Consider the following 21,017-nt stretch of genomic DNA (forward strand, 5'->3'; position numbering starts at 1 on the left):
CTTCTTGTACTTCTTGTACTTCTTGTACTTCTTGTACTTCTTGTACTTCTTGTACTTCTTGTACTTCTTGTACTTCTTGTACTTCTTCATTAGTTTGGTGATTGGTACTTACAAATGCAAGTTCTTCACGTGACAAAACTTCAGGTTTATTTTTAAAAACGGCTAATTCATTTTGAGCCTCATTCTCAGAAACTGATATTTCAAATAATCCTCGAGCTAAAGCGTGCTTGTTATTAGCAACTACATTTATATTTGCTTTTTTTATCTGTTCATTTTTTTCATCAAACACATCAGGCTCTAAATTTGTATTTTGTAATAAAGTATCTTCTTGTTTATTATCTTCGATTACTGAATCTACTTCTGGTACTATTTTTTTAGCTACACTATCCACAGAATATAACGTATTTTCATCATTATTAGATACTTGATTTTCCTCTTCAGCAAAATCATCAAACAGTAAATAAGTATCCTTTGCTTTAGTTAATTGAACTAAAATTTTCCGATACCTTACGTTTTTATTTTGCTTTTTATTTGTAAAAAATGTGGGGATTTGTTTTGGTTTGAAACCTCGAGAATAGCGATTAATTTGTGCTTTTTCACTTTGACTATCTATCTTTGTCTCTTTGCGCGCAAATTTCTCATTGTGATGTGGTTTATTTACATCTTTTTTTAACGTTTTCTTATAAAATGCAGGTCCATCGTAACGCTCCATTAATTTCATCCTAACTATGTAAAAAACTAATTGCAATAACCGCAATTAGTTTTTATAAATCTATATTATGCAAATAATTTGGCTGCCTTCTCAAAATCGAATGCATCACCAACATGATTCATCTTTTCATCTAAAACTAAAATACCATGGACAGTTGGAGCATTAGGAATAGCCAACTCTTGAGCTGAACAAACCATGCCATAACTATCAATACCACGTAATTTACCCGGCCAAATAATAGCCCCAGTTGGCATCATTGCGCCAACTTTAGCAACAACAACAAGCTGACCTTGTTCAATATTAGGTGCACCACAAACGATATCTAGTGTCTCACCATTATTGACTTCAATTTTTGTGATATGCAAATGATCAGAATCAGGATGTTCATTACATTCAGCTACATATCCCACAACAAATTTAGGATCGTCATCGACAACAAGTACATCCTTAAATCCAGCAGCAACGATAAGTTGATTTAATTTTTCTACTTGTTTTTCATCTAAAAAGATTTGTCCGTTACCTACTAAATCAAGTGATTCTTTAGAGATTTCTAGAAAATTAAATCCCAACGTTTCATTCGATTTTTCATTGAAAATACGAACGACATTATTTTTTAATTCTGACTTTTGGTTTTCTACCTCTTCACGTAAAACAACCATTAATGTATCGCCAACGTTCTTTAAATTATAACTTGCTATTAACATATTTATTTATGAGTTCCCTTCTTATTATCACTAATGACTAAGACGTCACATGGCGCATTTCTTAGAATTGCATCTGTTGTTGATCCATTCACAAATCTTTCAACAACGTTAGCCCCTGTTTGCCCAACCATAATTAAATCAATATGTTTTTCTTCTGGTATTTCACGACTTAATAAAACTTTAGAAGATCCATATACTAAAATAGTTTCAACATCAATAACGCCCTTATCTATCGCAATTTGTTTGTAGTCGGCTAAGGTATCATTTAATCGCTTAACTTCAGTTGTAACGTCATCTTCATCTTCAGAAAATGTATTGTCAACACTTCGCTCAACAACATGTACAACTATTAAACTAGCCTCGTTTTTTAAAGTACTCTCAACTGCCTGATTAAATGCACGTTCAGATTGCACACTTCCATCTATCCCGACCATTACTCTTTTATAAACTTGTTCAAACATCACTATCACCCCAATGGTTTAGTCTAATTTGTTCATAAATGATTCGATTTGTTCTTTCGTTTTACGCTCTTTATTCACATAACGATCAAGCTCAACACCGTTATTGTATGCAACAAAACTCGGAATACCAAAAATACCCCAATCTTGGCAAAGTTCAATTTGTTCATCGCGATCTACTTTATAGAATTTAAAATCGGAATACTCTGCTTCAATTTCAGGCATTAATGGTTCAATAAAGTTACAGTCTGGACACCAACCTGCCGTAAAATAAAACAATGATTTACCATTCAATAATAATTCATTTAATTTATCTTTTTCTAAAACTTTTAATTTTTCCAATCTAACTACCCCTTAATGATTGTATCGACAGTTGAACGGTCCAATCCTAAAATTGTTTTTTCAAGTAATTCTTTTGCTGCTTCATAGTCTCTGATTGAGAACATTGTTTGATGCGTATGAATATAACGTGCACAAACGCCAATAACAGAACTTGGAATACCATTATTTGCTGTTTGAGCTGCGCCAGCATCAGTACCACCTTGAGAAACAAAGTACTGATAAGGAATATTGTTATCCGAAGCAGTATCCAATAAAAATTCTTTTAATCTAGGAAGCGTTACTAATCTTGGATCATAAATTCTGATCAACGTTCCTTCACCAAGATGTCCAAATGTTCCCTTTGTTGTTTCAATATCATTTGCTGCTGAACAGTCGACAGCAAAAAATAAATCAGGTTTCAGCATATTTACTGCACCTGGCGTGCCTCGTAGTCCAACTTCTTCTTGAACATTAGCACCAGCGAATAAAGTATTTGGTAATGTTACGTCTTTTAATTTTTCAAGTGTTTCCAGTACTGCAGTACAACCGTAACGGTTATCCCATGCCTTACTAATAATATTTTTACCATTAGCTGTTTTAATTGTTTCAACATCCGGAACAATATAATCTCCTGGTGCAATACCAAACTCTTTTGCTTCACTTGCAGATTCAAATCCACCATCAAATAAAATATCATTAATTTGTGGTGTTGCATTTTGATGATTATCACCACGCAATAAATGAGGTGATACTGAAGAAGAAATTATTGGGTACGTTTGACCTGATCGTGTTGTTAGTGTGAATCGTTGTGAAGAAACAACAAATGGATTCCATCCACCAAGTGGGCGAACTGAAAATAACCCATTGTCATTAATTGCGGCAAGCATGAATCCAACTTCGTCCATATGAGCAGCGGTCATAATTTTAGGTGCATTTATATCTGCATTTTTACGGATACCAAAAATCCCACCCAAACCATCCTGAACAACCTCATCAACATTTGGTGTCATTTTTTCGCGCATTACATCACGTACGTTATTTTCAAATCCACTTGTTGCCTGAAGTTCAGTCATTGTTTTAACTAAATTAAACGTTTTATCATTCATATTAGAGAGCCCCTTTTCATTTTATTGGACGAATTAGTCCCAATTTTGTCTACTCACTTAGCTTAATATTTCTTACTTTATATTATATAATAGTACCATAAAAGAATCCATGAATGTAGCTTAGTTACTATGTAACGGCGTTTTTACAAAAAAAATCTGGAATTTTTATTCCAGATTTTTAGACGTATTAAAATGTGCTTCTAACTTATAGATAGGCTGTCCCTTTTTACTAAATTTTTCTTCATATTCAGTCATGACATTATCTTCAGCTTCAACGCTTGCATGTAAATCAAGCCAAACTTGATCATAACCCATTCCATACTCATTTAAACTAACTAATGAGTATTCAAACAAGCCACGATTATCTGTCTTAAATTCAAGATGACCATCATTTTTCATAACTTTTTCATAGCCTTTTAAGAAACTGCCATGAGTAAGTCGACGTTTGGCTTGTCTTGTTTTAGGCCAAGGATCTGAAAAATTCAAATAAATGCCATCAACTTCATTATCATCAAAAAATTCAGTTACCGAATCACCGTTACCTAAAATTAATTGTAAATTTGGAATTTGTGCTTCAACTTGTTTCTTCAACGTAATTGCTGCAATTGTCGTTTGCAATTCAATTCCGATAAAATTATATTCCGGAAATTTTCTAGCCATTCCCATAATAAATCCACCCTTACCCATACCTATTTCAATAAAAAGTGGTTGTTTTTTCTCAAATCTTGATTGCCATTTACCCTTAAACTGATTAGGTGATGTTACAAGTAGTTCCGGATGTTCTGCAATTAACGGTTCAGCCCATGCTTTATTTCTTAATCTCAACTTATATATCCTCATTTCATTTGATAAAGTAAGTGGGGCTAGAACGTATTAATCGTTTTAGCCCCACTTACTTTTTAATCCATTTTTATATTATATTTTTGTAATTCTATTATTGCCTGATTCATTTCATGAAATCGACTTAATTGATGTGCTTTTTTTATTCGTTGTAATTTTGCTATTATAATGTACCAGTTTATTCTGTTTAATAAATCGTTATTCTCCAATGACTCATGATAACCACTCAGCCAACTACTCCATTGTGTATCTGGAATGTATTCAGACATAACTAAGCTCAAATCCATAGCAGGATCAGCAATTTTTGCTGACTCCCAATCAACTAAATATAATTGATTAGTATCAGACTGTAACCAATTTCGATGATTCAAATCACCATGACAAACTGTATACTTATCCGTTGATAGTTCAGGTTGATGTTCATTTAATTGCTGAAACATTTTTGATAGCAAGGGGTGCTGCTTTAAATCATCACTCAAATCGTCAAAATAATTAGCTAATAAGCCACTAGGTGTGATAACTTCTCCACCAACCTGTCTCAACATATTTTTTAATTGCTTTGAGCGATGAATTTTAGATAATAATTCAGGAACCATTTTTTGATCCATTTCATCAGAATGAAGGTTTCGTCCATTTAGCCACTCTTGTGCAGTTATTGTATCCCCACTTGAGATTCGCTTAGTCCAAATTAATTTTGGTGTAATACCAGCAACTGAGAGCGCAGCTAAAAAAGGTGACATATTTTGTTTCAAAAACACCTTTTCTTGTGCACGTGTACCCATGTATGCAGTGCCTGTATCTCCACCAATTGGTAACAATTGCCAACCGGGATCTAAATTAAAATCCATACTATTATTACCTCTTTTTCCCGACTAAGCTCTGATGCTATAGTTTCATCTTACAAACATCCCTATTATACGTCAAGGATTTTTTTAACTCTGGTAACTAAGTAAACATTAGTAAACAGCATTATTTCCACTAAACTCACCAAAACACCATAACCCATCATTAAAAATTGTCCTGTACCAATATAGATTGCGATATTAAAAAGTACTGCACTTACACTTATAATTGTTAATGTAAACTTTTTGAAATTCTTAATTTGATACTCTTTTCCTTTTGGATATAGTCTAGTAAAAATAATATTATCGTAATGTTTTGCAAAAGGTAACAATTGAAAACCAATCAGATAAATAAATAAGATTAAAAATGCGAGTGCTAGCCAACCATTTGAAATAAATGCAATAATTAGCGCTCCAATTAGAGTTAATCTAATAAATAAGCCACTAAATTCAGTTCCGCGAATAAATCCCCTTGCATATAAAAATGTATAAACATTTGCGTCATCTTTTTTAATATGATTTAAAATGAAATCAAGGTACACTCTTCTCTTAACATTCCCTCTAACCATTGGTACATCAGTAAATAAATTAAAGAAACGGTAAATCCCTAACATTCTATTTTCTTCAAAACTGATTGCTTTTTTCCAATCAAAGATTTCCTTAAATCCTTTTGCAGCTAGCTGATTTAAAACAAAGCTACTTAAAATAGCAACGATAAAACTCAGAATAAACGTACCATATAATCCAAGGATATAAATCAAAATAGGCAATAAAATATTAACTAATTTGATACTTCCCCAACTAAACCGGTTATTTTGATATTTTTCAAGTAATGAAATGACTAACCAATTATTTTTCAAGCATAGTTGCGTTAAAATCAAGAAAATAATATTGATTACTGAGATTTTCATTCCAATCATCATAACTGGGATAAGTAACACAATAAATCCAACTTGCATTAAGCTGGCCATAACTGTTGAATAGCGTTTTGCCTTTTTTAAATAACTAATTAATGCATGTTCCTGTGGTAAAAGAAAAACAATATCCGCTTCTTTTAATAACGTACTTAAACGGCCGATTTGTAAAATCACCAGTAATCCAATCACTAATGCAGGCCGATACCAAACTAAATTAACAGGCATCACCTTTAGCCCATTTGAATAAGCCAAACCAAGTCCACCAACAAAAAACATAATTGCAACAACAAAATGATCATTCAAAACATATCGTAAATATTTTAATAATAATAACTGATGACTTTTTAAACGTGTTGTCCATAAGTCTTTCATTTTGTTACCTCTTCCTTAGTTAAACCAAGATAAATTTCATCTAAGGAAGCATCTGGATTCTTATAGGCTTGTCTTAATTCAACCATTGTTCCTTGTGTTTTAATTTCACCTTTATTCAGTAAAATGAACCAATCGCAATACTTTTCAGCTGTGGCTAAAACGTGAGTTGACATTAAGACACTTGCGCCACGCTTCTTTTCAGCAACAATTAACTCTAATAAATCGTTAATTGCTAAGGGGTCTAGCCCGAGAAATGGCTCATCAATAACATAAAAATCAGATTCTGTTAAAAAAGCACAGACAATCATAACTTTTTGTTTCATCCCTTTTGAAAAGTTAGCGGGAAACCATTCTAACTTGTTATCAAGTCTAAATATTTTAAGTAATTCATTAGCTTTTTTCCATGCCTTAGTTTCATTCAATCCATAAGCCATCATTGAGAGTTCAATGTGTTCTTTTAATGTTAATTCTTCATAAAGAATAGGCGTTTCAGGAATATATGCTAAATGTGATTTATAAGCCTGGCTATCTTCCCTTAAGGTTACGCCATTTAATTTAATAGTTCCTTTTTGCGGGGTTAATAACCCAATTATATGATTGATTGTAGTCGATTTACCTGCACCATTTAAACCAATTAAGCCAACGACATTTCCAGGTTTAACTTCAAAAGAAATATCTTTTAAAACTGGTATTTGAGAGTAACCACCCACTAAATTTTTAACTTCTAATGTCATTTTCTAATTCCCCATTTACAATTTATTTATGCCTTTAATTATATCATATTATGGTGAATTATCATTCATGATGTATAATAAAAGTATTAACTAACTTTGAAAGAAGGCAAACATATGACTGACTGTATTTTTTGTAAAATAATTGCCAATGATATTCCTAGTTTCACCGTATACGAAGATGAAGACATTAAAGCATTTCTTGATATCTCACAAACAACCCCAGGCCATACACTTGTTATTCCAAAAAAACATGTTGCTAATATTTTTGAATATGACCAAGCACTCGCTAGTAAAGTTTTTTCTAAAATTCCAATGATTGCTTCCGCAATTAAAGTAAGCAATCCAGATATTCAAGGGATGAATATCGTCAATAATAACGGTGAACTAGCTTACCAATCTGTTTTTCACTCACATTTTCATTTAATTCCTAGATACTCAACAAAAGATACTTTTAAAATGTCATTCAAGGATAATTCCAAGAAGTACACATCCGAGCAACTTGAATCAATTATGATGTCAATCAAGAATAAGATTGGAGAAAAATAATGTCAAAAACACTTAAACGAATTAGTTTGTTATCAATTATTGGTGGGTCAGCATACTATGCCTATAACCATAGAGATGAACTTATTACTTTTGTTGCAGATAAAAAAGTTCAGTTAAAAGCAGATTTTTCTGACTATCAAAATGATATCAATCGCGTAACTAATTCATCAAAAAAATTGCAGTATGCTACAGATCATCTGAATACGATTATCGAAGAAACATTACCCATCGTCGATTCCATTAGCAATCGTATAGAAAAGTTTACTTATGAGATCGAGCCAAATATCAATAAAATTAATAAAAAATTAGAAAAGTATCAATGAATTAGGCTTTTAAAAGTTTGATTTTTTTGTGAATTTTCGGTCATTTACTTTCATTATATGATAATTATGTTATATTAAACGTATTAGTCTTTCATTGAGAAGACAAAAAATTTAAGAAATAGGATGTGTTAGGTTATGAAAAAATGGCTTGTTGCTTTAGCCGGCGTACTATTAACATTTACATTAGCGGGTTGTGGGAGCTCAACAGTTGCAACTACTTCAGGTGGTAAGGTTACAGAAAGTGCTTACTACGATAGTTTGAAGAAAACTTCAAGTGGTACATCAATTTTACAACAAATGATTTTGAACAAAGTATTGGAAAAACAATATGGTGATGATGTTTCTGATAAAGAAGTCACAAAACAATACGATACTTATAAAGCTAAATATGGTTCAAGTTTCTCATCTGTCTTATCACAAAACAGTATGACAAAGACTAGTTTTAAAGCAGAATTACGTTCTAACTTACTTTTAAAAGCTGCTGTTAAACATTACAGTGATTTAAGTTCTACAGCTGTAGATAAGCAATGGGAAGAATACCAACCAACTATTACAGTTCAACGTATTCAAGTTGCTTCAAAATCAGATGCAGAAAAAATCATCAAACAACTTGATGAACAAAAGACTGCTAAAAAGTTAACTGACAAATTTACTGCATTAGCTAAATCAAAATCAACAGATACAACTTCTGCAAGTACTGGTGGTACTTTAGCTGCATTTAACAATACAGATACAACACTAACAGCAGAATTTAAAAAAGCTGCATTTGATTTAAAACAAGGTAAATATACAACTACACCTGTTAAAACAACAGCAGGTTATGATGTAATCTTGAGTGTTAAAAATGCTGGTAAAGGTAAAAAAGCCGATCACATTTCTGACTTAAAAGAACAAATTGTTACTGAAACTATGGCTGACTCAACTAAATTACAAAAAATTGTTGGTAAAGTTCTTAAAAAAGGTAACGTATCAATCAAAGATGATGACTTGAAAGATGTTCTTTCAAGCTACTTATCATCATCTTCTTCATCTTCAAAATAAATACATCAAAACATCAGATTATATCTGGTGTTTTTTTTTCGAAAAAAATATCTCAATGGAATTTATCCATTGAGATATTTTTCAATTTAATTATTTGTTACATTACTGTCAGCATGTGGTTTATAGAAATTTCGACCATCCATACCAAATATACGTTCAGAAAATTCGCCCTCTTCTGTATGAGCCAATGACCCTTTCAACATTTGAATTGATGCATCAATATTATCAATTTGATGTAAAACATCTGCTTCAATTAAATGAGGTTGCACTGGTGAACCATACTCTAGTAACCCATGATGCGCAAGAACAACGTGACGTAATAAAATCATGTCTTCTGTCTGAAGATCAATTTTTAATTCACCTGCTGCTTTAACAATTTCTTCATCAATTAATACAATATGCCCAATTAAATTTCCAGCTAATGTATAAGTTGTTGCCACAGAACCTGATAATTCGATTGTTTTTCCTAAATCATGTAAAATCACACCTGCGTAAAGTAATGGTGCATTAATCACATCACCATATTCGGCAACAATTGATTTAGCTAATCGCAACATTGAAAGTGTATGGTAGGCTAACCCACCAGAAAATGCGTGATGATTTTTCTTTGCAGCGGGATAACTGAAAAAATCATCATGTTTTTCGGCAATGAGATATCTTACAATTCGATTCCAATTTGGGTTTGTAATTTCAAAAATAGCTTTATTAAATTCTTCTTCCATCTCATCTTTTTTCATTGGTGCACTAACGACAAATTGACTCGGATCATTAGGTTCACCCTCTTCAGTCAATCTAATATGATAGATTTTCATCTGTGGATTATTTTGGTAAACTTCACGTTTTCCTTTTATAAAGGCAACTTTACCCGTTTGAAATTGTTCAATTGCCTCTGGCGTTGCATCCCAAAGCTTAGCGCTAATTTGGCCTGAACTATCTTCAAAATTAAATGCAATAAATTGCTTATTATTCTTTGTATTTCTAACTTCTGCACTCTTAATTAAAACAAATAATGCTACGTTTTCGTCAACTTTATATTCAAATATTTTTTTCTCTTGTGCCATGTCCATCCTCCTATAACTTAATTATTTTATCGTTATCAAATCCAGTTAATCCTGAATCATCTGCCGTTAAATAAATAATTTGAACTTTTTTACTTATTTCTCGTATTAGTTTTAAAACGGCATTTTTTCTGTTTTTATCAAAATTAACAAACCCATCATCAATAATTAATGGTAATTCGATTGATTTATTAATTGTCATGATTAAAGCAAATCTAAGTGCGATATATAGCTGCTCTGCTGTTCCTTGTGACAATTCTCCCACTTCAAATGATACCATATCAGAAGAAACGACGGTTAATAATCCTGATATATTATTTATTTGTGTAAAATGGCCTAATGTTAATAGTTCAAAATAATGATTTGCTAATTGCAACATTTGTGGCATTCTAACCCCAGAAGAGTCTTTTAATGCCTCGTTAATCCAATTAATAGTTAACTTTTGAGTTAACCATTTATCAGCTAATTCACTTAAAATTGTAACTTTTTCAGCCAACTCTTGTCGAAGTTCTGTATAATTCCCTTCTGCCTTCAAAGTCCGTAATAACGTCTGTTGATCAATAATCTCCTGATTAATGTTCATTATACTATTTTGCAATTGTTTCAATTGTTCTGTAAGCTCATCTAATTGTTCATCTAAACTTTCTTTCGTTTCAAATCTAGCAAGATTTTTTCTAACCTCCACAGGAAGCTGCTCATTAATTGTATCCAATTTAGATTTGTCTTGAACAAATTGCTTTTGTAAATCGTAATTTTTTTCAAATTGCTCAATTGACGTTAAATGATATTGCGTTAATATTTCATTAATTTGATTAGAAATATCAGCAGTCACATTATCTTCATGCTTTTGTTGTTCATTTAAATAGCCCATTTTATTTTTTATTGATTGTGATTCAGCAATTAAAGGTTGTAATTTATCATTAAAGCCTCTAATTCTAGCTAAACTATCTGCCATATCACTTTTATTTAGTGCTAGAAAACTATCAGCAAAATCTGTCTGATTCAAATAATTTTTTATCTTGTCAGTTAACGTTTTAATTTCTGCTGATTTTTGACTAATTTGATCTGTTATAGACTGTATTCGACTTAAGTCATTTTGAATTGAGAACCACTGATTCTTTGGAAAATCATCTAAAACGTATTGAATTTGATAATCCGTTAATTCAGTATCAGTTTGTCTCAATTGTTCGTCCAGTTCACCTATCTTCAATTGATTTTCATCAATTTCTGCAGTAATCATTTGTCTTTTATTTTGTATTTGCATCAGAGCATCACTACTTGATTTATCCTTAGAATTAGACTGCTTAAATACAATTATGGTATATACAACTATCATAATATCTAGTATCAATCCCATTATTTTAAACGGCATTGGTAAGATCATACTTAGTACAAATAGTATAACACTTACCCCTACTAAGATACTTTGTTGTGTAGACCATTTACTTTTTTGTACTTGATTTTTTTGATCAATTGATTGATTTAAATCTAAAATATCTTGTTTTTTCGTCAATTGCTTTTGTTCAATTTCTTGAAGTATTCGTTTATTGCTCTCTTCAGATTTAATTAATGTGACAATATTTTTAAAATCATCAGGATCAAACGCTATTGGAACTTTTCCGTTGATATTTTGATATTGCATCATTAACCGTTCTTGTTCTGTTAATAGTTGGTTTAAACTCGTCTGTTCTAATACAACTTTATCTAAATATTGTTGATTATCAGCTAATTGTTCAAATAATATATCAAAATCAACTTTATTGTTTTCATAAAAATTTATTAAATTTAATGCTGCTAAATTTTCTTTTTCATCAACTACACTCTGATTAATCGATTTTAACCTTTCATTATTTATCTTTTGTTTCTCTAGTAAATTTTGTATTTTTTGATAATTATCAACAGAAATCATAGCATCTTCATCAGTTTGTTTTAGCTTATCCGTCAACTCATTAGATTGTTCATATATTGACCAATTTTGCTTTAATTGTTCGTAGCGTTGGTAATCTTTGGTTAGATTATATTGTGTTGTTTGTAGCCCTTTAATTTGTTCCCTATTTTGATCTAACTTTTTTTGTGTCTCAACATATTCCGGAAATTTCTGTTTGGCAATATTTATTTTATTAACTAAATCATTGTATAACGCAATTTCCTTATTTAACTCAGTTACACGACCTGCTGGCTTATAGACGTGATCGGCATCTTTTTGAATTTTTTTAGTTAATTCTAACCATTCTTGACTACCAACTGCTCCCATCGTCGTTAGATACTCATTTAAATCTTCATTCGTTAAATTAAATACTTGGTTTAACGCCTGCTGATTAAATGAAAATACTTGATTGTATAAATTTTCATCGACTGGATTTAGCCATTCATGCAGCTTACTACTAGCTACTTTCATCCCATCATCACTTTTAACAATAGATACCTTGCCACCAGATTTACCTTGTGTACGAGTTAGTCGATAAGCATCGTTACCAATTAATAATTCCAACTCTCCACCATATGTGGATGAGTCTTTAGGCAGATATTGTTGGTACTTCTTTTTCGCATTTGCAAATCCAAATAACATACTCAATACGAATGCTGTTAACGTCGATTTACCTGCTTCATTCAGACCAAAAATAACCTGATTCGTTTGATTAAAATCAAACGTTTTATCATGCCACTTCCCAAATCCGTAAATTTTAACTTTAGTTATTTTCATCTATATGACCCTCTATCGCTTGATTTTCATGAAGCAATGTTTTTGAATTTTCTTGTAATTCTACTAAATGTCCCGTTTCTAATAAGTACGTATTAAGTTCCGGAATTTGTAATAATTTATCAGCGAGTTCAGTCATTCCATCATCAGTAAAAACACGTTTTGCGCTTTCTTCCCAGTATTGTTGATCAATTGATTCAAAAGCTACCTTTTTATTAATCACCGTTTTAATTTTAACAATCCAATAGTAATTATCTGGCATATGTTTTTGAATCCAAGCAGTTAATAAATCACCATTTTGAATGCGATTTACTAGGCTATCACTAAAATTATCTAAATCTGTGATTTGTATCACTATTAAATATGATTTATCTTTAGAAAAAAGTTGGCATTCAGCGTCAATCTTATCAATAGCATCTGATAGTGAATCAATTTTTGCCATTGAAATATTAACTGTTTCCCAATCAATTGTAGATGACGTTATAAATTTGGGAACCAACTTATTTCCATCACTATTCACTAGATAAAACCCTTTATCGCCTGATTCTTTACGGTGCCGACCTTGTGTATTTCCAGGATAGATAACTGGGGGTTGTTCATTCAAAATCTGTCTTACATGAATATGACCCAATCCCCAATAATCATAATTTTTCTGTAATAATTCTTTAACAGTAAATGGTGCATAACTTTCATCTGATATTGAATTTATACCCTCATTTGCCCCATGGATAAGCCCAATATGCCATTTCTCATCACCACGAACAGGATAATCAACGATTTTTGATGGTTCCCATCTATGTGCATAACTAAACCCAGTTAATCGAACTTCATCGCCATTTTTTAAAATGTGCGTCACTGTTTCAACTTCACTTGTAAATAAAGTTACATTTGATGGAAAAGTTAAATGATCTTGAGCATTATCAGAAAAATCATGGTTACCAAAACTCAAATAAACATTTATTCCGGCCTTTTGCAGTCGTTCACACTGACTAATTAACGTTGTTTGTGCCATAATACTCATCTCAGATGAATCATATAAATCCCCAACTAAACAAACAAAGTCTACTGATTCTTCAATAGCCGTATCTACGAGATTACTCAAAGCTTTAAATGTTGACTGATAAATCGAATCCATTAACTGACTTGGTACATTTTTTAATCCTCCAAAAGGACTATCTAAATGTAAATCAGCTGCATGAATAAATTTCATCTTCCCACTCCTTTATAAAAAAAAACCTGGTACAAAACATAATTGCTTTGCTTCCAGGATTTTTATTCGAATTAATTATGATATAAATCTTGTATTGGTTTTGTGATAATTGAATTAACTTCATTCATAATTTCACTTAAAACTTGTTCTTTAACCATTAAATCTTTGATTGTATCAAAATCACCGATTTTTTCTGAAAGATTATGAGCATTTTCAAGTTCTTCGTCTGTCATTTCTTCACCATTCATTTGTTTTTGTTGCAAAGACATTTGAATTGTTTGAAATTCTTTAAATAATTTATATGCAATTTCATCTTCTTGCATTTTTGTATAAGCTGATTTCAAAGCCTTATATTCTTCCGTTTGACTAAGATCTTGACTCATTTGGTTCGCTGTATCATAAATATTAACAACCATTTCTGATTCCTCCAATAATAATTTATATTAACTTAATTAGTGTATCATTTTTATCCATAATTTGCATTGATTTGTTCTAATTTCCAAACATCCCATTAATACTATCACTGAGCCATTTTTGGGCTTTTTTAGCAGAATCAGATAATTTATTTTTTATTTCATCTGTTTGCTTTTCTACTGATTCTAAAATACCATCTCCACTATCATTTGAACCGGTATTATTTGCTAAAGTAGTAGCAGATTTCGTTGAGAAGCTTGTCTGAGCAGTATTAGGTAATATACCTGACATTTCGCTTTTAAATAAGGAATCAACGATATCCCCACTTGAATTTCTTAGGTAATGAGTATCATCAGTTTGATCAAAACCAACCCATGTTGCGACAGTAATGTCTGGTGTATATCCAATAACCCACTGATCTTTCGTCCCATCTGTAGAACCTTTTTTAGCCTCTGTACTTCCCGTTTTACCAGCAACTGTATATCCAGCTGGGACAGCAAGTTCGCCAGTTCCTCCAGTTTCAAAGACACCCATCATCATACTTGTCATCGATTTAGCTACCTTACTACTCATAACTTTAGTTTCACTATTGTCTGAATTATTAACAATCGTTTTACCAGAAGCATCAACAATTTTAGTAATAAAATGAGCCTTTTTTTGAATACCACCATTAGCAAACGCAGTATATGCACTAGCCATTTCGTAGGGTGAGACACCAGTAGTTAAACCACCCAAAGCTAAATCTAAGTTTTTGTCCGAACTTTTAACCGGTATACCAAATTTTTTAACAGCATCGTATCCTTTATCAACACCAATTTTATTTAACAACCACACAGCTGGCGCATTTTTACTAAGTGCCAATGCCTTATACATTGGTATTTTACCTGCATATTGATTGTCGTAATTATTTGGTGAATAATTATTTGATCCATATGATTGTTTTTTATCTTTTAATTCAGAATCATAAAAATAGCCATCTTCTAAAGCAGGCATATATACGGCAATTGGTTTTAGTGTTGACCCCGGTTGGCGGTTAATCTGAGTCGCTCGATTATATCCCCTAAAAACGTGTTTACCTCGTCCACCAACAACTGCTGTCACACCACCATTCGTTGAATTAATAGCAATTGATCCACCCTGAGCTTTTGTCCCATCATCAGCATCCAAAGGGAACAAGGTAGAGTTATCAAATGATGTTTGCATAGCTTCTTGATGGGTCTGATCCATCGCCGTATAAATTTTATAACCACGATTCATAATATCTGATTCAGTTAACCCATAATTTTTAATTGCTTCACTAATAACGGCATCAAAATAATAAGGATATTTATAACCTGATTGATAATCGTACGTATCATTTAATGTAATACCCGTCTGCTTAGCACTTGATAATTCTGCACTAGAGATTTTTTTATTTTCATACATAACATTCAGAACAACATTACGCCTTTGTTTAGCTGCAACAGGATGATCTATCGGATTATATGCCCCTGGCGATGTTAACATACCCGCAATAACTGCAGCCTCACTAACAGTTAAATCTGAAGCACTTTTTCCAAAATATTTTTTAGAGGCATCTTGAACACCCCAAACGCCATTACCAAAATATGCATTATTTAAGTACATCGTTAGAATGTCTTTTTTTGAATATACTTTTTCCGTTTCAATTGAAATAAATATTTCTTTAGCCTTACGACTATAAGTTTGCTCCTGTGACAAGAATGCATTTTTAACAAGTTGTTGCGTTATAGTACTTCCGCCACCACTAATTGCACTACTTCCAGTTAATCGATTTTTAACCAATGAAACCACAGAACGTGCCATCCCTTTGATTGAAAATCCATATTCATGATAAAAATTACGATCTTCTGATGACAGTACAGCATTTTGAATATTGGGTGAAATCTTATTTAATGAAACGTAAGTACCCTTTTGAGAGTATAACGATCCTGCTTTATCGCCATCTTTATCAAAAACCTCAGTTGATTGTTGTAAAGCAGCTTTTAACCCACTAACATTTGTTGTTTTGGCTACATAAGTTAAATACGCACTCGAACCTAAAATAATTGCTAAAATAAAAATAGTCAACCATTTCCAACCATGCACAAATTTCCATCCCTGTCGAAACCAATTTTTAAATTGAATTAGATGTATTACAAACCAATTTTCATTTTTAGTTCTTTTATTTTCATTTTTCATTAGTTGTCCCCATATTTAATCTTAATATCATTTATTATTTTACCATAGCAATATTATAAAAAGTAAATTAGCCTTTTTATTATGATATTTTTAAATATTTAAAAAAAGACTAAGAAATGTAGATGTTATCTACTCCTTAGTCTCACAGTATTTTAAATTAAATTATCTGGATTTGCGTGTTCAGTAAAAATATCATAGACACGTTGTGCGGCCTGCTCATCTGAACTAATAATCATAATTGTATCATGTCCCGCAACAGTTCCAACAATATCCGGGAAGCCAAAATCATCGATAATTGCTGCCAGTAAATTACCGTTACTTGGAATCGTTTTAACAACATTCATAAATTGGATTTTAGTAATATTAGTAACGACTTCAAAAATAATTTCAAATAAATGAACTTCTTCACTTAAATTACCTGACTTAAAAATTGCGTATCTCAAATCACCTTGTTCATCTTGAGCTTTAACAATTTTCATTTCACGAATATCTCTAGAAATAGTCGCTTGAGTCGCCTTAATATTCACATGTTCCAATTCTGAAATCAAATCATCCTGCGTTGCAATTACTTTTTTATTAATTAACTGTTCAATTTTAGCTTGACGTATCTCTTTCTTCATAAGAATCCCTCTTTGAATGAGTATTTATTCTTAGTATAGCAAAAGAAATATGAATACTGAAATAATACGCTTAATTTAGGACGATTTTATTCATTTTATTGAATTTTGATTCAAATATAAGCATACCTGAATCTCTAATAATATAACCATCTAACACTAATTTCTGAATAACTCGTCCAACGGTTTCACGCCGCGTTCCACTAATCGTCGCAATATCTTCATGTGTAATCACATATGGGATTCGCAGACTATTCTCACCATGTTTATCGGCTAGATTCTCACTTAAATACTGTAACACTTGTGTTATCCGGGTTGTTGTATTACTACATACGGTTCTTAACCTTAACACTTCTGAACAATTTAAAATATTATCAATTTGCCCAAATAAGTACGCAGAAACTTCATAATGTGTTTTGATTAAATTCTCAATAAGTTCAACAGGAATCTTAGCGACCGTCGCTAGTGTAGCAGCACGACTTGAAACAGTATAATATTCACTCTGTAACATTCCACCAATTGGAAATATTTGTTTCGATGTAACATACATATAATTTTGAAAAATACCAGCTCGATCACCACGTTCAATTTTAACTAATCCATCCAAGACAACATAAATAAAATCACGTTTATCATTCATATCAAAAATAGTATTTCCTTTTAGAAATCTTTTAAATGTAATTTGTTCAAAACAAGCTCCTTGTTCATCCTCACTTAAACAACCAAACAACTCATGGTCAGAAAATTCTGATCGATACCTTTGTCTTTCTTTTTCTGTAATCATCCCTTTACTCCCTTAATACCTATATTTATGATATATAACTATCAACACTATCAGATTAAATATAGAATGTCGATTTATTTTTTCGGATTTTGGAGACCCTGGTTTATTTTTTTGATTCACTGATAGCTCTAAATCATTAATCTAACAGTACCAAAATGATAAAAATAAACTGGTCGTATTCGCACATCCATTTTGTGTTCAAACGCACAATCATCGTTAAAAAGTACATCTAACAATATTTAGATAAAATAAAAAAGTTAACAATTAAGTCAACTTTTTTATTAATTACATTTCTTTTGGTGCATTTACGCCTAATAATCTTAATGATTCTGTTAAAACGACGCTCACACTTTGAACGAGTGCTAAACGAGCTAATTTTTGATCATCTTCAACTAATATCTTTGAATTTGCATAGTATTTATTAAATGCTCTTGATAAATGAATAGCGTATTTAGCAATTACTGATGGTTCATATTCTTTAGCTGCACGTTTAATTATTTTAGGGAAGTCACCAAGTAACTTAATTGTATCCCATGCAGCAGGATCAGAAAGTTCATTGTTACTTTCACTAATTGAAACATCACCCGCTTTACGAATAATACTTTGTGCTCTAGCATTTGAATATTGGACATAGGGACCTGTTTCACCTTCAAAACGAACAACTTCTTCTAAAACAAAATCAAAATTATTCATACGTTCATTCTTTAAATCATGGAAAATAACAGCCCCAACACCAACATCTTTAGCAACTTGTTCAGCATTTGGTAGGTCAGGATTTTTATCTTGAATTTGTTTTTTAGCAAGGCTTGTAGCATCATCTAAAACTTCTTCAAGTAAAATAACACGTCCTGAACGAGTCGATAATTTCTTACCACCTTGTGTGATTAAGCCAAATGGAATGTGGTGCATATCATCTGACCAATCATTACCCATTTCCTTTAACACAGCCTTTAATTGTCTAAAATGGTTAGCTTGTTCATTTCCGACAACATACAATGACTGTACAAAATTATACGTCCGTTTACGGTAAATAGCAGCAGCTAAATCACGAGTAATATATAAAGTTGCCCCATCTGTTTTTTGAATCAAGGCAGGGTTTAAATCGTATTTTTCAAGATCAACAATTTCTGCGCCTTGGCTTTCTTTTAACAAATTTTTATCTTTTAACATTGTCACAACTTCGCCCATTTTATCATTATAAAAGGCTTCCCCTTTAAATGAATCAAATTGGACACCCAGCATATCATAAATTTTATTGAAAGCTGATAATGATTCTGCACGGAACCAAGTCCAAAGTTCGATTGCTTCTTCATCGCCATCCTCGAGCTTTTTAAACCATGCACGAGCTGCAACATCTAACTCTGGATTTTCTTCTGCTTCTTTATGGAAACGAACGTAGTATTCAAGTAATTTATTGATAGGATCAGCTTTAACTTCTGCTTCACTACCCCATAATTTATAAGCAGTAATTAACTTACCAAATTGAGTTCCCCAATCGCCTAAATGATTAATTTTAATTGGATTATAATTAATTTTAGCCAAGATGTTTGCAATTGAATTACCAATCACAGTTGAACGTAAATGTCCCATTGAAATAGGTTTAGCAATATTGGGTGATGACATATCAATTGGTACGTTACCATCATGACCAATATCAGATGCGCCATACTCACTGCCATTTGAAAGCACTTGTTCAATAATATCTTGACTAAATGCAGCCTTATTCAAGAAAAAGTTAACATATGGCCCAACTGCAGCAACTGACTCAAATTGACTTTGATCAATTTTCTCTACTAAGTCTTTAGCAATCATCTGAGGTGCTTTTCTAAATGCTTTAGCTAATGCAAAAGCTGGAAATGCATAATCCCCCATATCAGAACTTTTTGGTATTTCAATTTTGGCAATAATTTCTTCTTCAGTAAGGTTTCCATCAACGATAGCAACCAATGCTTGTGCAACTTGTTGTTTATAATTCATTATCCATTCCTCCTAAAATTGTATAAAAAAAGCCCCTTACAAATAATTATGTAAGAGACGAGAATTCCCGCGGTACCACTCTAATTGATTAATATCCACTCAAAATATTCAGTTATTTCTAAAAAGTACGATTCAACTAACGCTTTTATCTAGCTTCCATCAACCTAGACTTGCTTTAAAATTAATTAGTTTACTAGCTTTTATCATCGAATTTATAGTTTGATTGTAACAAATTAATATTATAAAAGATAGTGTTTTTAGAATTTAGGTTTGCTTTTGGTGAAATATTTCTTTACGACATCCCTTGAATCTGTCAATCTTGTAACATTATCATCAAAATGAATTGATACAAAAGAATAATACACAAGATCGACTGCATATAATTGAGCAATTAAAGAAGTAGTCGCTGCACTTCTGAATTTTTTATTTTCTTCACTATCGTCATGTTCTAAAATAATATTAGCTAATTTGGCCAATGTACTTTTTTTATTATGTGTTAAAACGATAACTTTTATTTTTTGTCGATTTGCAAGATTTGCTAACTTAATTGCATCCGTATTTTCCCCTGAATTTGATATCAAGAATAAAGTTGTTCCTTCTTTTAGTTGCGATAATCCAACGGCAATTAGATGTGTATCAAGTGTTTCTATAACAGACTTACCAACTCGAATAAATTTTTGTTGGAAATCTTTAGCTACAATTTCTGATGCTCCAATTCCATACGCATAGATTATTTTTGACTCTGCAATAACCTTCGCAGCATTAACGACTTCCTCATCTAATGTTTTATTTGATTCCTCAATCGTATGTTGTATCCGCATGGTTAATTTTTGTTGTGTCGTCACTAAATCATCTTTAGGATTAATTTCCTCGAGCATTGATTTATCATCTTGGATTTCTGCTGATAATTCTAATTTTAATCCTGGAAAACCAGTATCACTAATACTTTTTCCAAATCGCGTTATTGCTGCAGTGCTGACACCTACCACCTCTGCCATACTCTGTGTACTCATTCTTATTACTTTCTGAGGGTGCTCTAAAATAAACCGTGCTATTTTTCGCTCTACCTTTGTGTATTTATCCATATTTGCTTGTATTGTGTACAAATAATTACCCATACTTCTTACCTCTTTTTATGGTA

The 21,017-nt window shown here is 31.8% G+C and carries 21 protein-coding genes; 3 read left to right on the forward strand and 18 right to left on the reverse strand.

Going from position 1 to position 21,017, the window contains the following annotated elements; genetic code table 11:
- From AC1RPK_RS03335 to AC1RPK_RS03375, 9 genes are all read right to left on the reverse strand, one after another.
- The coding region (locus AC1RPK_RS03335; RefSeq protein ID WP_481762815.1) for a hypothetical protein at positions 1–712 on the reverse strand (712 nt) is incomplete at its 3' end.
- A gap of 65 nt (positions 713–777) precedes the next feature.
- A complete protein-coding gene (ytpR, locus tag AC1RPK_RS03340) occupies positions 778–1,416 on the reverse strand; it encodes a YtpR family tRNA-binding protein (protein WP_481761194.1) in 639 nt (212 codons plus the stop codon).
- A 2-nt stretch (positions 1,417–1,418) separates the two neighbouring features.
- Positions 1,419–1,877 (reverse strand): universal stress protein, encoded by a 459-nt coding sequence (locus AC1RPK_RS03345; RefSeq protein WP_481761193.1) that lies wholly within the window; start codon positions 1,875–1,877, stop codon positions 1,419–1,421.
- Positions 1,878–1,895: 18 nt separating this feature from the next.
- Positions 1,896–2,216 (reverse strand): thioredoxin family protein, encoded by a 321-nt coding sequence (locus tag AC1RPK_RS03350; RefSeq protein ID WP_409022701.1) that lies wholly within the window; start codon positions 2,214–2,216, stop codon positions 1,896–1,898.
- Positions 2,217–2,221: 5 nt separating this feature from the next.
- Complete coding sequence (gene pepA, locus AC1RPK_RS03355; RefSeq protein ID WP_409022702.1) at positions 2,222–3,301, reverse strand: glutamyl aminopeptidase; 1,080 nt, start codon at positions 3,299–3,301, stop codon at positions 2,222–2,224.
- A gap of 165 nt (positions 3,302–3,466) precedes the next feature.
- Positions 3,467–4,126: a tRNA (guanosine(46)-N7)-methyltransferase TrmB gene (trmB, locus tag AC1RPK_RS03360; protein ID WP_409022703.1), complete on the reverse strand. Its 660-nt coding sequence runs from the start codon at positions 4,124–4,126 to the stop codon at positions 3,467–3,469.
- A 74-nt stretch (positions 4,127–4,200) separates the two neighbouring features.
- Positions 4,201–4,989 (reverse strand): phosphotransferase, encoded by a 789-nt coding sequence (locus AC1RPK_RS03365; RefSeq protein ID WP_481761192.1) that lies wholly within the window; start codon positions 4,987–4,989, stop codon positions 4,201–4,203.
- Between the two features lie 65 nt (positions 4,990–5,054).
- Positions 5,055–6,272: an ABC transporter permease gene (locus AC1RPK_RS03370; RefSeq protein WP_481761191.1), complete on the reverse strand. Its 1,218-nt coding sequence runs from the start codon at positions 6,270–6,272 to the stop codon at positions 5,055–5,057.
- Positions 6,269–7,006 (reverse strand): ABC transporter ATP-binding protein, encoded by a 738-nt coding sequence (locus tag AC1RPK_RS03375; protein WP_481761190.1) that lies wholly within the window; start codon positions 7,004–7,006, stop codon positions 6,269–6,271. Before AC1RPK_RS03375 ends, AC1RPK_RS03370 begins: the two co-directional genes overlap by 4 nt.
- A gap of 114 nt (positions 7,007–7,120) precedes the next feature.
- Between AC1RPK_RS03375 and AC1RPK_RS03380 the strand changes: the two genes are divergently transcribed.
- The 3 genes from AC1RPK_RS03380 (at position 7,121) to AC1RPK_RS03390 (ending at position 8,916) form a co-directional block, all read left to right on the forward strand.
- Positions 7,121–7,552, forward strand: coding sequence for an HIT family protein (locus tag AC1RPK_RS03380; RefSeq protein ID WP_481761189.1), 432 nt, complete (start codon positions 7,121–7,123; stop codon positions 7,550–7,552).
- Entirely contained in the window at positions 7,552–7,875 is a 324-nt protein-coding gene (locus tag AC1RPK_RS03385) for a hypothetical protein (protein ID WP_481761188.1), read from the forward strand. Before AC1RPK_RS03380 ends, AC1RPK_RS03385 begins: the two co-directional genes overlap by 1 nt.
- Before the next feature lie 135 nt (positions 7,876–8,010).
- Complete coding sequence (locus AC1RPK_RS03390; RefSeq protein WP_481761187.1) at positions 8,011–8,916, forward strand: peptidylprolyl isomerase; 906 nt, start codon at positions 8,011–8,013, stop codon at positions 8,914–8,916.
- Positions 8,917–9,002: 86 nt separating this feature from the next.
- On the opposite strand, the gene AC1RPK_RS03395 is transcribed toward AC1RPK_RS03390, so the two are convergent.
- The 9 genes from AC1RPK_RS03395 to AC1RPK_RS03435 all read right to left on the reverse strand — a co-directional run bounded on the left by AC1RPK_RS03395 (position 9,003) and on the right by AC1RPK_RS03435 (position 20,994).
- A complete protein-coding gene (locus AC1RPK_RS03395; protein WP_481761186.1) occupies positions 9,003–9,977 on the reverse strand; it encodes a 3'-5' exoribonuclease YhaM family protein in 975 nt (324 codons plus the stop codon).
- Between the two features lie 10 nt (positions 9,978–9,987).
- Entirely contained in the window at positions 9,988–12,678 is a 2,691-nt protein-coding gene (locus AC1RPK_RS03400; RefSeq protein ID WP_481761185.1) for an ATP-binding protein, read from the reverse strand.
- Positions 12,665–13,885, reverse strand: coding sequence for a metallophosphoesterase family protein (locus tag AC1RPK_RS03405; RefSeq protein WP_481761184.1), 1,221 nt, complete (start codon positions 13,883–13,885; stop codon positions 12,665–12,667). Before AC1RPK_RS03405 ends, AC1RPK_RS03400 begins: the two co-directional genes overlap by 14 nt.
- A gap of 71 nt (positions 13,886–13,956) precedes the next feature.
- Positions 13,957–14,301 (reverse strand): YlbF/YmcA family competence regulator, encoded by a 345-nt coding sequence (locus tag AC1RPK_RS03410; RefSeq protein ID WP_481761183.1) that lies wholly within the window; start codon positions 14,299–14,301, stop codon positions 13,957–13,959.
- Positions 14,302–14,377: 76 nt separating this feature from the next.
- On the reverse strand, positions 14,378–16,498 hold the full coding sequence (locus AC1RPK_RS03415; protein WP_481761182.1) for a PBP1A family penicillin-binding protein: 2,121 nt from the start codon (positions 16,496–16,498) through the stop codon (positions 14,378–14,380).
- A 152-nt stretch (positions 16,499–16,650) separates the two neighbouring features.
- Positions 16,651–17,118, reverse strand: coding sequence for an arginine repressor (locus AC1RPK_RS03420; protein ID WP_409022715.1), 468 nt, complete (start codon positions 17,116–17,118; stop codon positions 16,651–16,653).
- Between the two features lie 70 nt (positions 17,119–17,188).
- Positions 17,189–17,899 (reverse strand): Crp/Fnr family transcriptional regulator, encoded by a 711-nt coding sequence (locus tag AC1RPK_RS03425; protein ID WP_481761181.1) that lies wholly within the window; start codon positions 17,897–17,899, stop codon positions 17,189–17,191.
- A 285-nt stretch (positions 17,900–18,184) separates the two neighbouring features.
- Complete coding sequence (gene argS / locus AC1RPK_RS03430) at positions 18,185–19,876, reverse strand: arginine--tRNA ligase (RefSeq protein ID WP_481761180.1); 1,692 nt, start codon at positions 19,874–19,876, stop codon at positions 18,185–18,187.
- Between the two features lie 257 nt (positions 19,877–20,133).
- A complete protein-coding gene (locus AC1RPK_RS03435) occupies positions 20,134–20,994 on the reverse strand; it encodes a MurR/RpiR family transcriptional regulator (RefSeq protein ID WP_481761179.1) in 861 nt (286 codons plus the stop codon).
- Positions 20,995–21,017 lie beyond the last annotated feature (23 nt).

The sequence above is a fragment of the Dellaglioa sp. CoH-55-MRSF-6 genome (assembly GCF_056782215.1).

Excerpts from the sequence above, each read along its gene's own strand:
- ytpR (WP_481761194.1), bottom strand. The coding sequence starts at position 1,416 with ATGTTAATAGCAAGTTATAATTTAAAGAACGTTGGCGATACATTAATG.
- AC1RPK_RS03345 (WP_481761193.1), bottom strand. The coding sequence starts at position 1,877 with ATGTTTGAACAAGTTTATAAAAGAGTAATGGTCGGGATAGATGGAAGT.
- pepA (WP_409022702.1), bottom strand. The coding sequence starts at position 3,301 with ATGAATGATAAAACGTTTAATTTAGTTAAAACAATGACTGAACTTCAG.
- AC1RPK_RS03365 (WP_481761192.1), bottom strand. The coding sequence starts at position 4,989 with ATGGATTTTAATTTAGATCCCGGTTGGCAATTGTTACCAATTGGTGGA.
- AC1RPK_RS03370 (WP_481761191.1), bottom strand. The coding sequence starts at position 6,272 with ATGAAAGACTTATGGACAACACGTTTAAAAAGTCATCAGTTATTATTA.
- AC1RPK_RS03375 (WP_481761190.1), bottom strand. The coding sequence starts at position 7,006 with ATGACATTAGAAGTTAAAAATTTAGTGGGTGGTTACTCTCAAATACCA.
- AC1RPK_RS03380 (WP_481761189.1), top strand. The coding sequence starts at position 7,121 with ATGACTGACTGTATTTTTTGTAAAATAATTGCCAATGATATTCCTAGT.
- AC1RPK_RS03385 (WP_481761188.1), top strand. The coding sequence starts at position 7,552 with ATGTCAAAAACACTTAAACGAATTAGTTTGTTATCAATTATTGGTGGG.
- AC1RPK_RS03390 (WP_481761187.1), top strand. The coding sequence starts at position 8,011 with ATGAAAAAATGGCTTGTTGCTTTAGCCGGCGTACTATTAACATTTACA.
- AC1RPK_RS03395 (WP_481761186.1), bottom strand. The coding sequence starts at position 9,977 with ATGGCACAAGAGAAAAAAATATTTGAATATAAAGTTGACGAAAACGTA.
- AC1RPK_RS03400 (WP_481761185.1), bottom strand. The coding sequence starts at position 12,678 with ATGAAAATAACTAAAGTTAAAATTTACGGATTTGGGAAGTGGCATGAT.
- AC1RPK_RS03405 (WP_481761184.1), bottom strand. The coding sequence starts at position 13,885 with ATGAAATTTATTCATGCAGCTGATTTACATTTAGATAGTCCTTTTGGA.
- AC1RPK_RS03410 (WP_481761183.1), bottom strand. The coding sequence starts at position 14,301 with ATGGTTGTTAATATTTATGATACAGCGAACCAAATGAGTCAAGATCTT.
- AC1RPK_RS03415 (WP_481761182.1), bottom strand. The coding sequence starts at position 16,498 with ATGAAAAATGAAAATAAAAGAACTAAAAATGAAAATTGGTTTGTAATA.
- AC1RPK_RS03420 (WP_409022715.1), bottom strand. The coding sequence starts at position 17,118 with ATGAAGAAAGAGATACGTCAAGCTAAAATTGAACAGTTAATTAATAAA.
- AC1RPK_RS03425 (WP_481761181.1), bottom strand. The coding sequence starts at position 17,899 with ATGATTACAGAAAAAGAAAGACAAAGGTATCGATCAGAATTTTCTGAC.
- argS (WP_481761180.1), bottom strand. The coding sequence starts at position 19,876 with ATGAATTATAAACAACAAGTTGCACAAGCATTGGTTGCTATCGTTGAT.
- AC1RPK_RS03435 (WP_481761179.1), bottom strand. The coding sequence starts at position 20,994 with ATGGGTAATTATTTGTACACAATACAAGCAAATATGGATAAATACACA.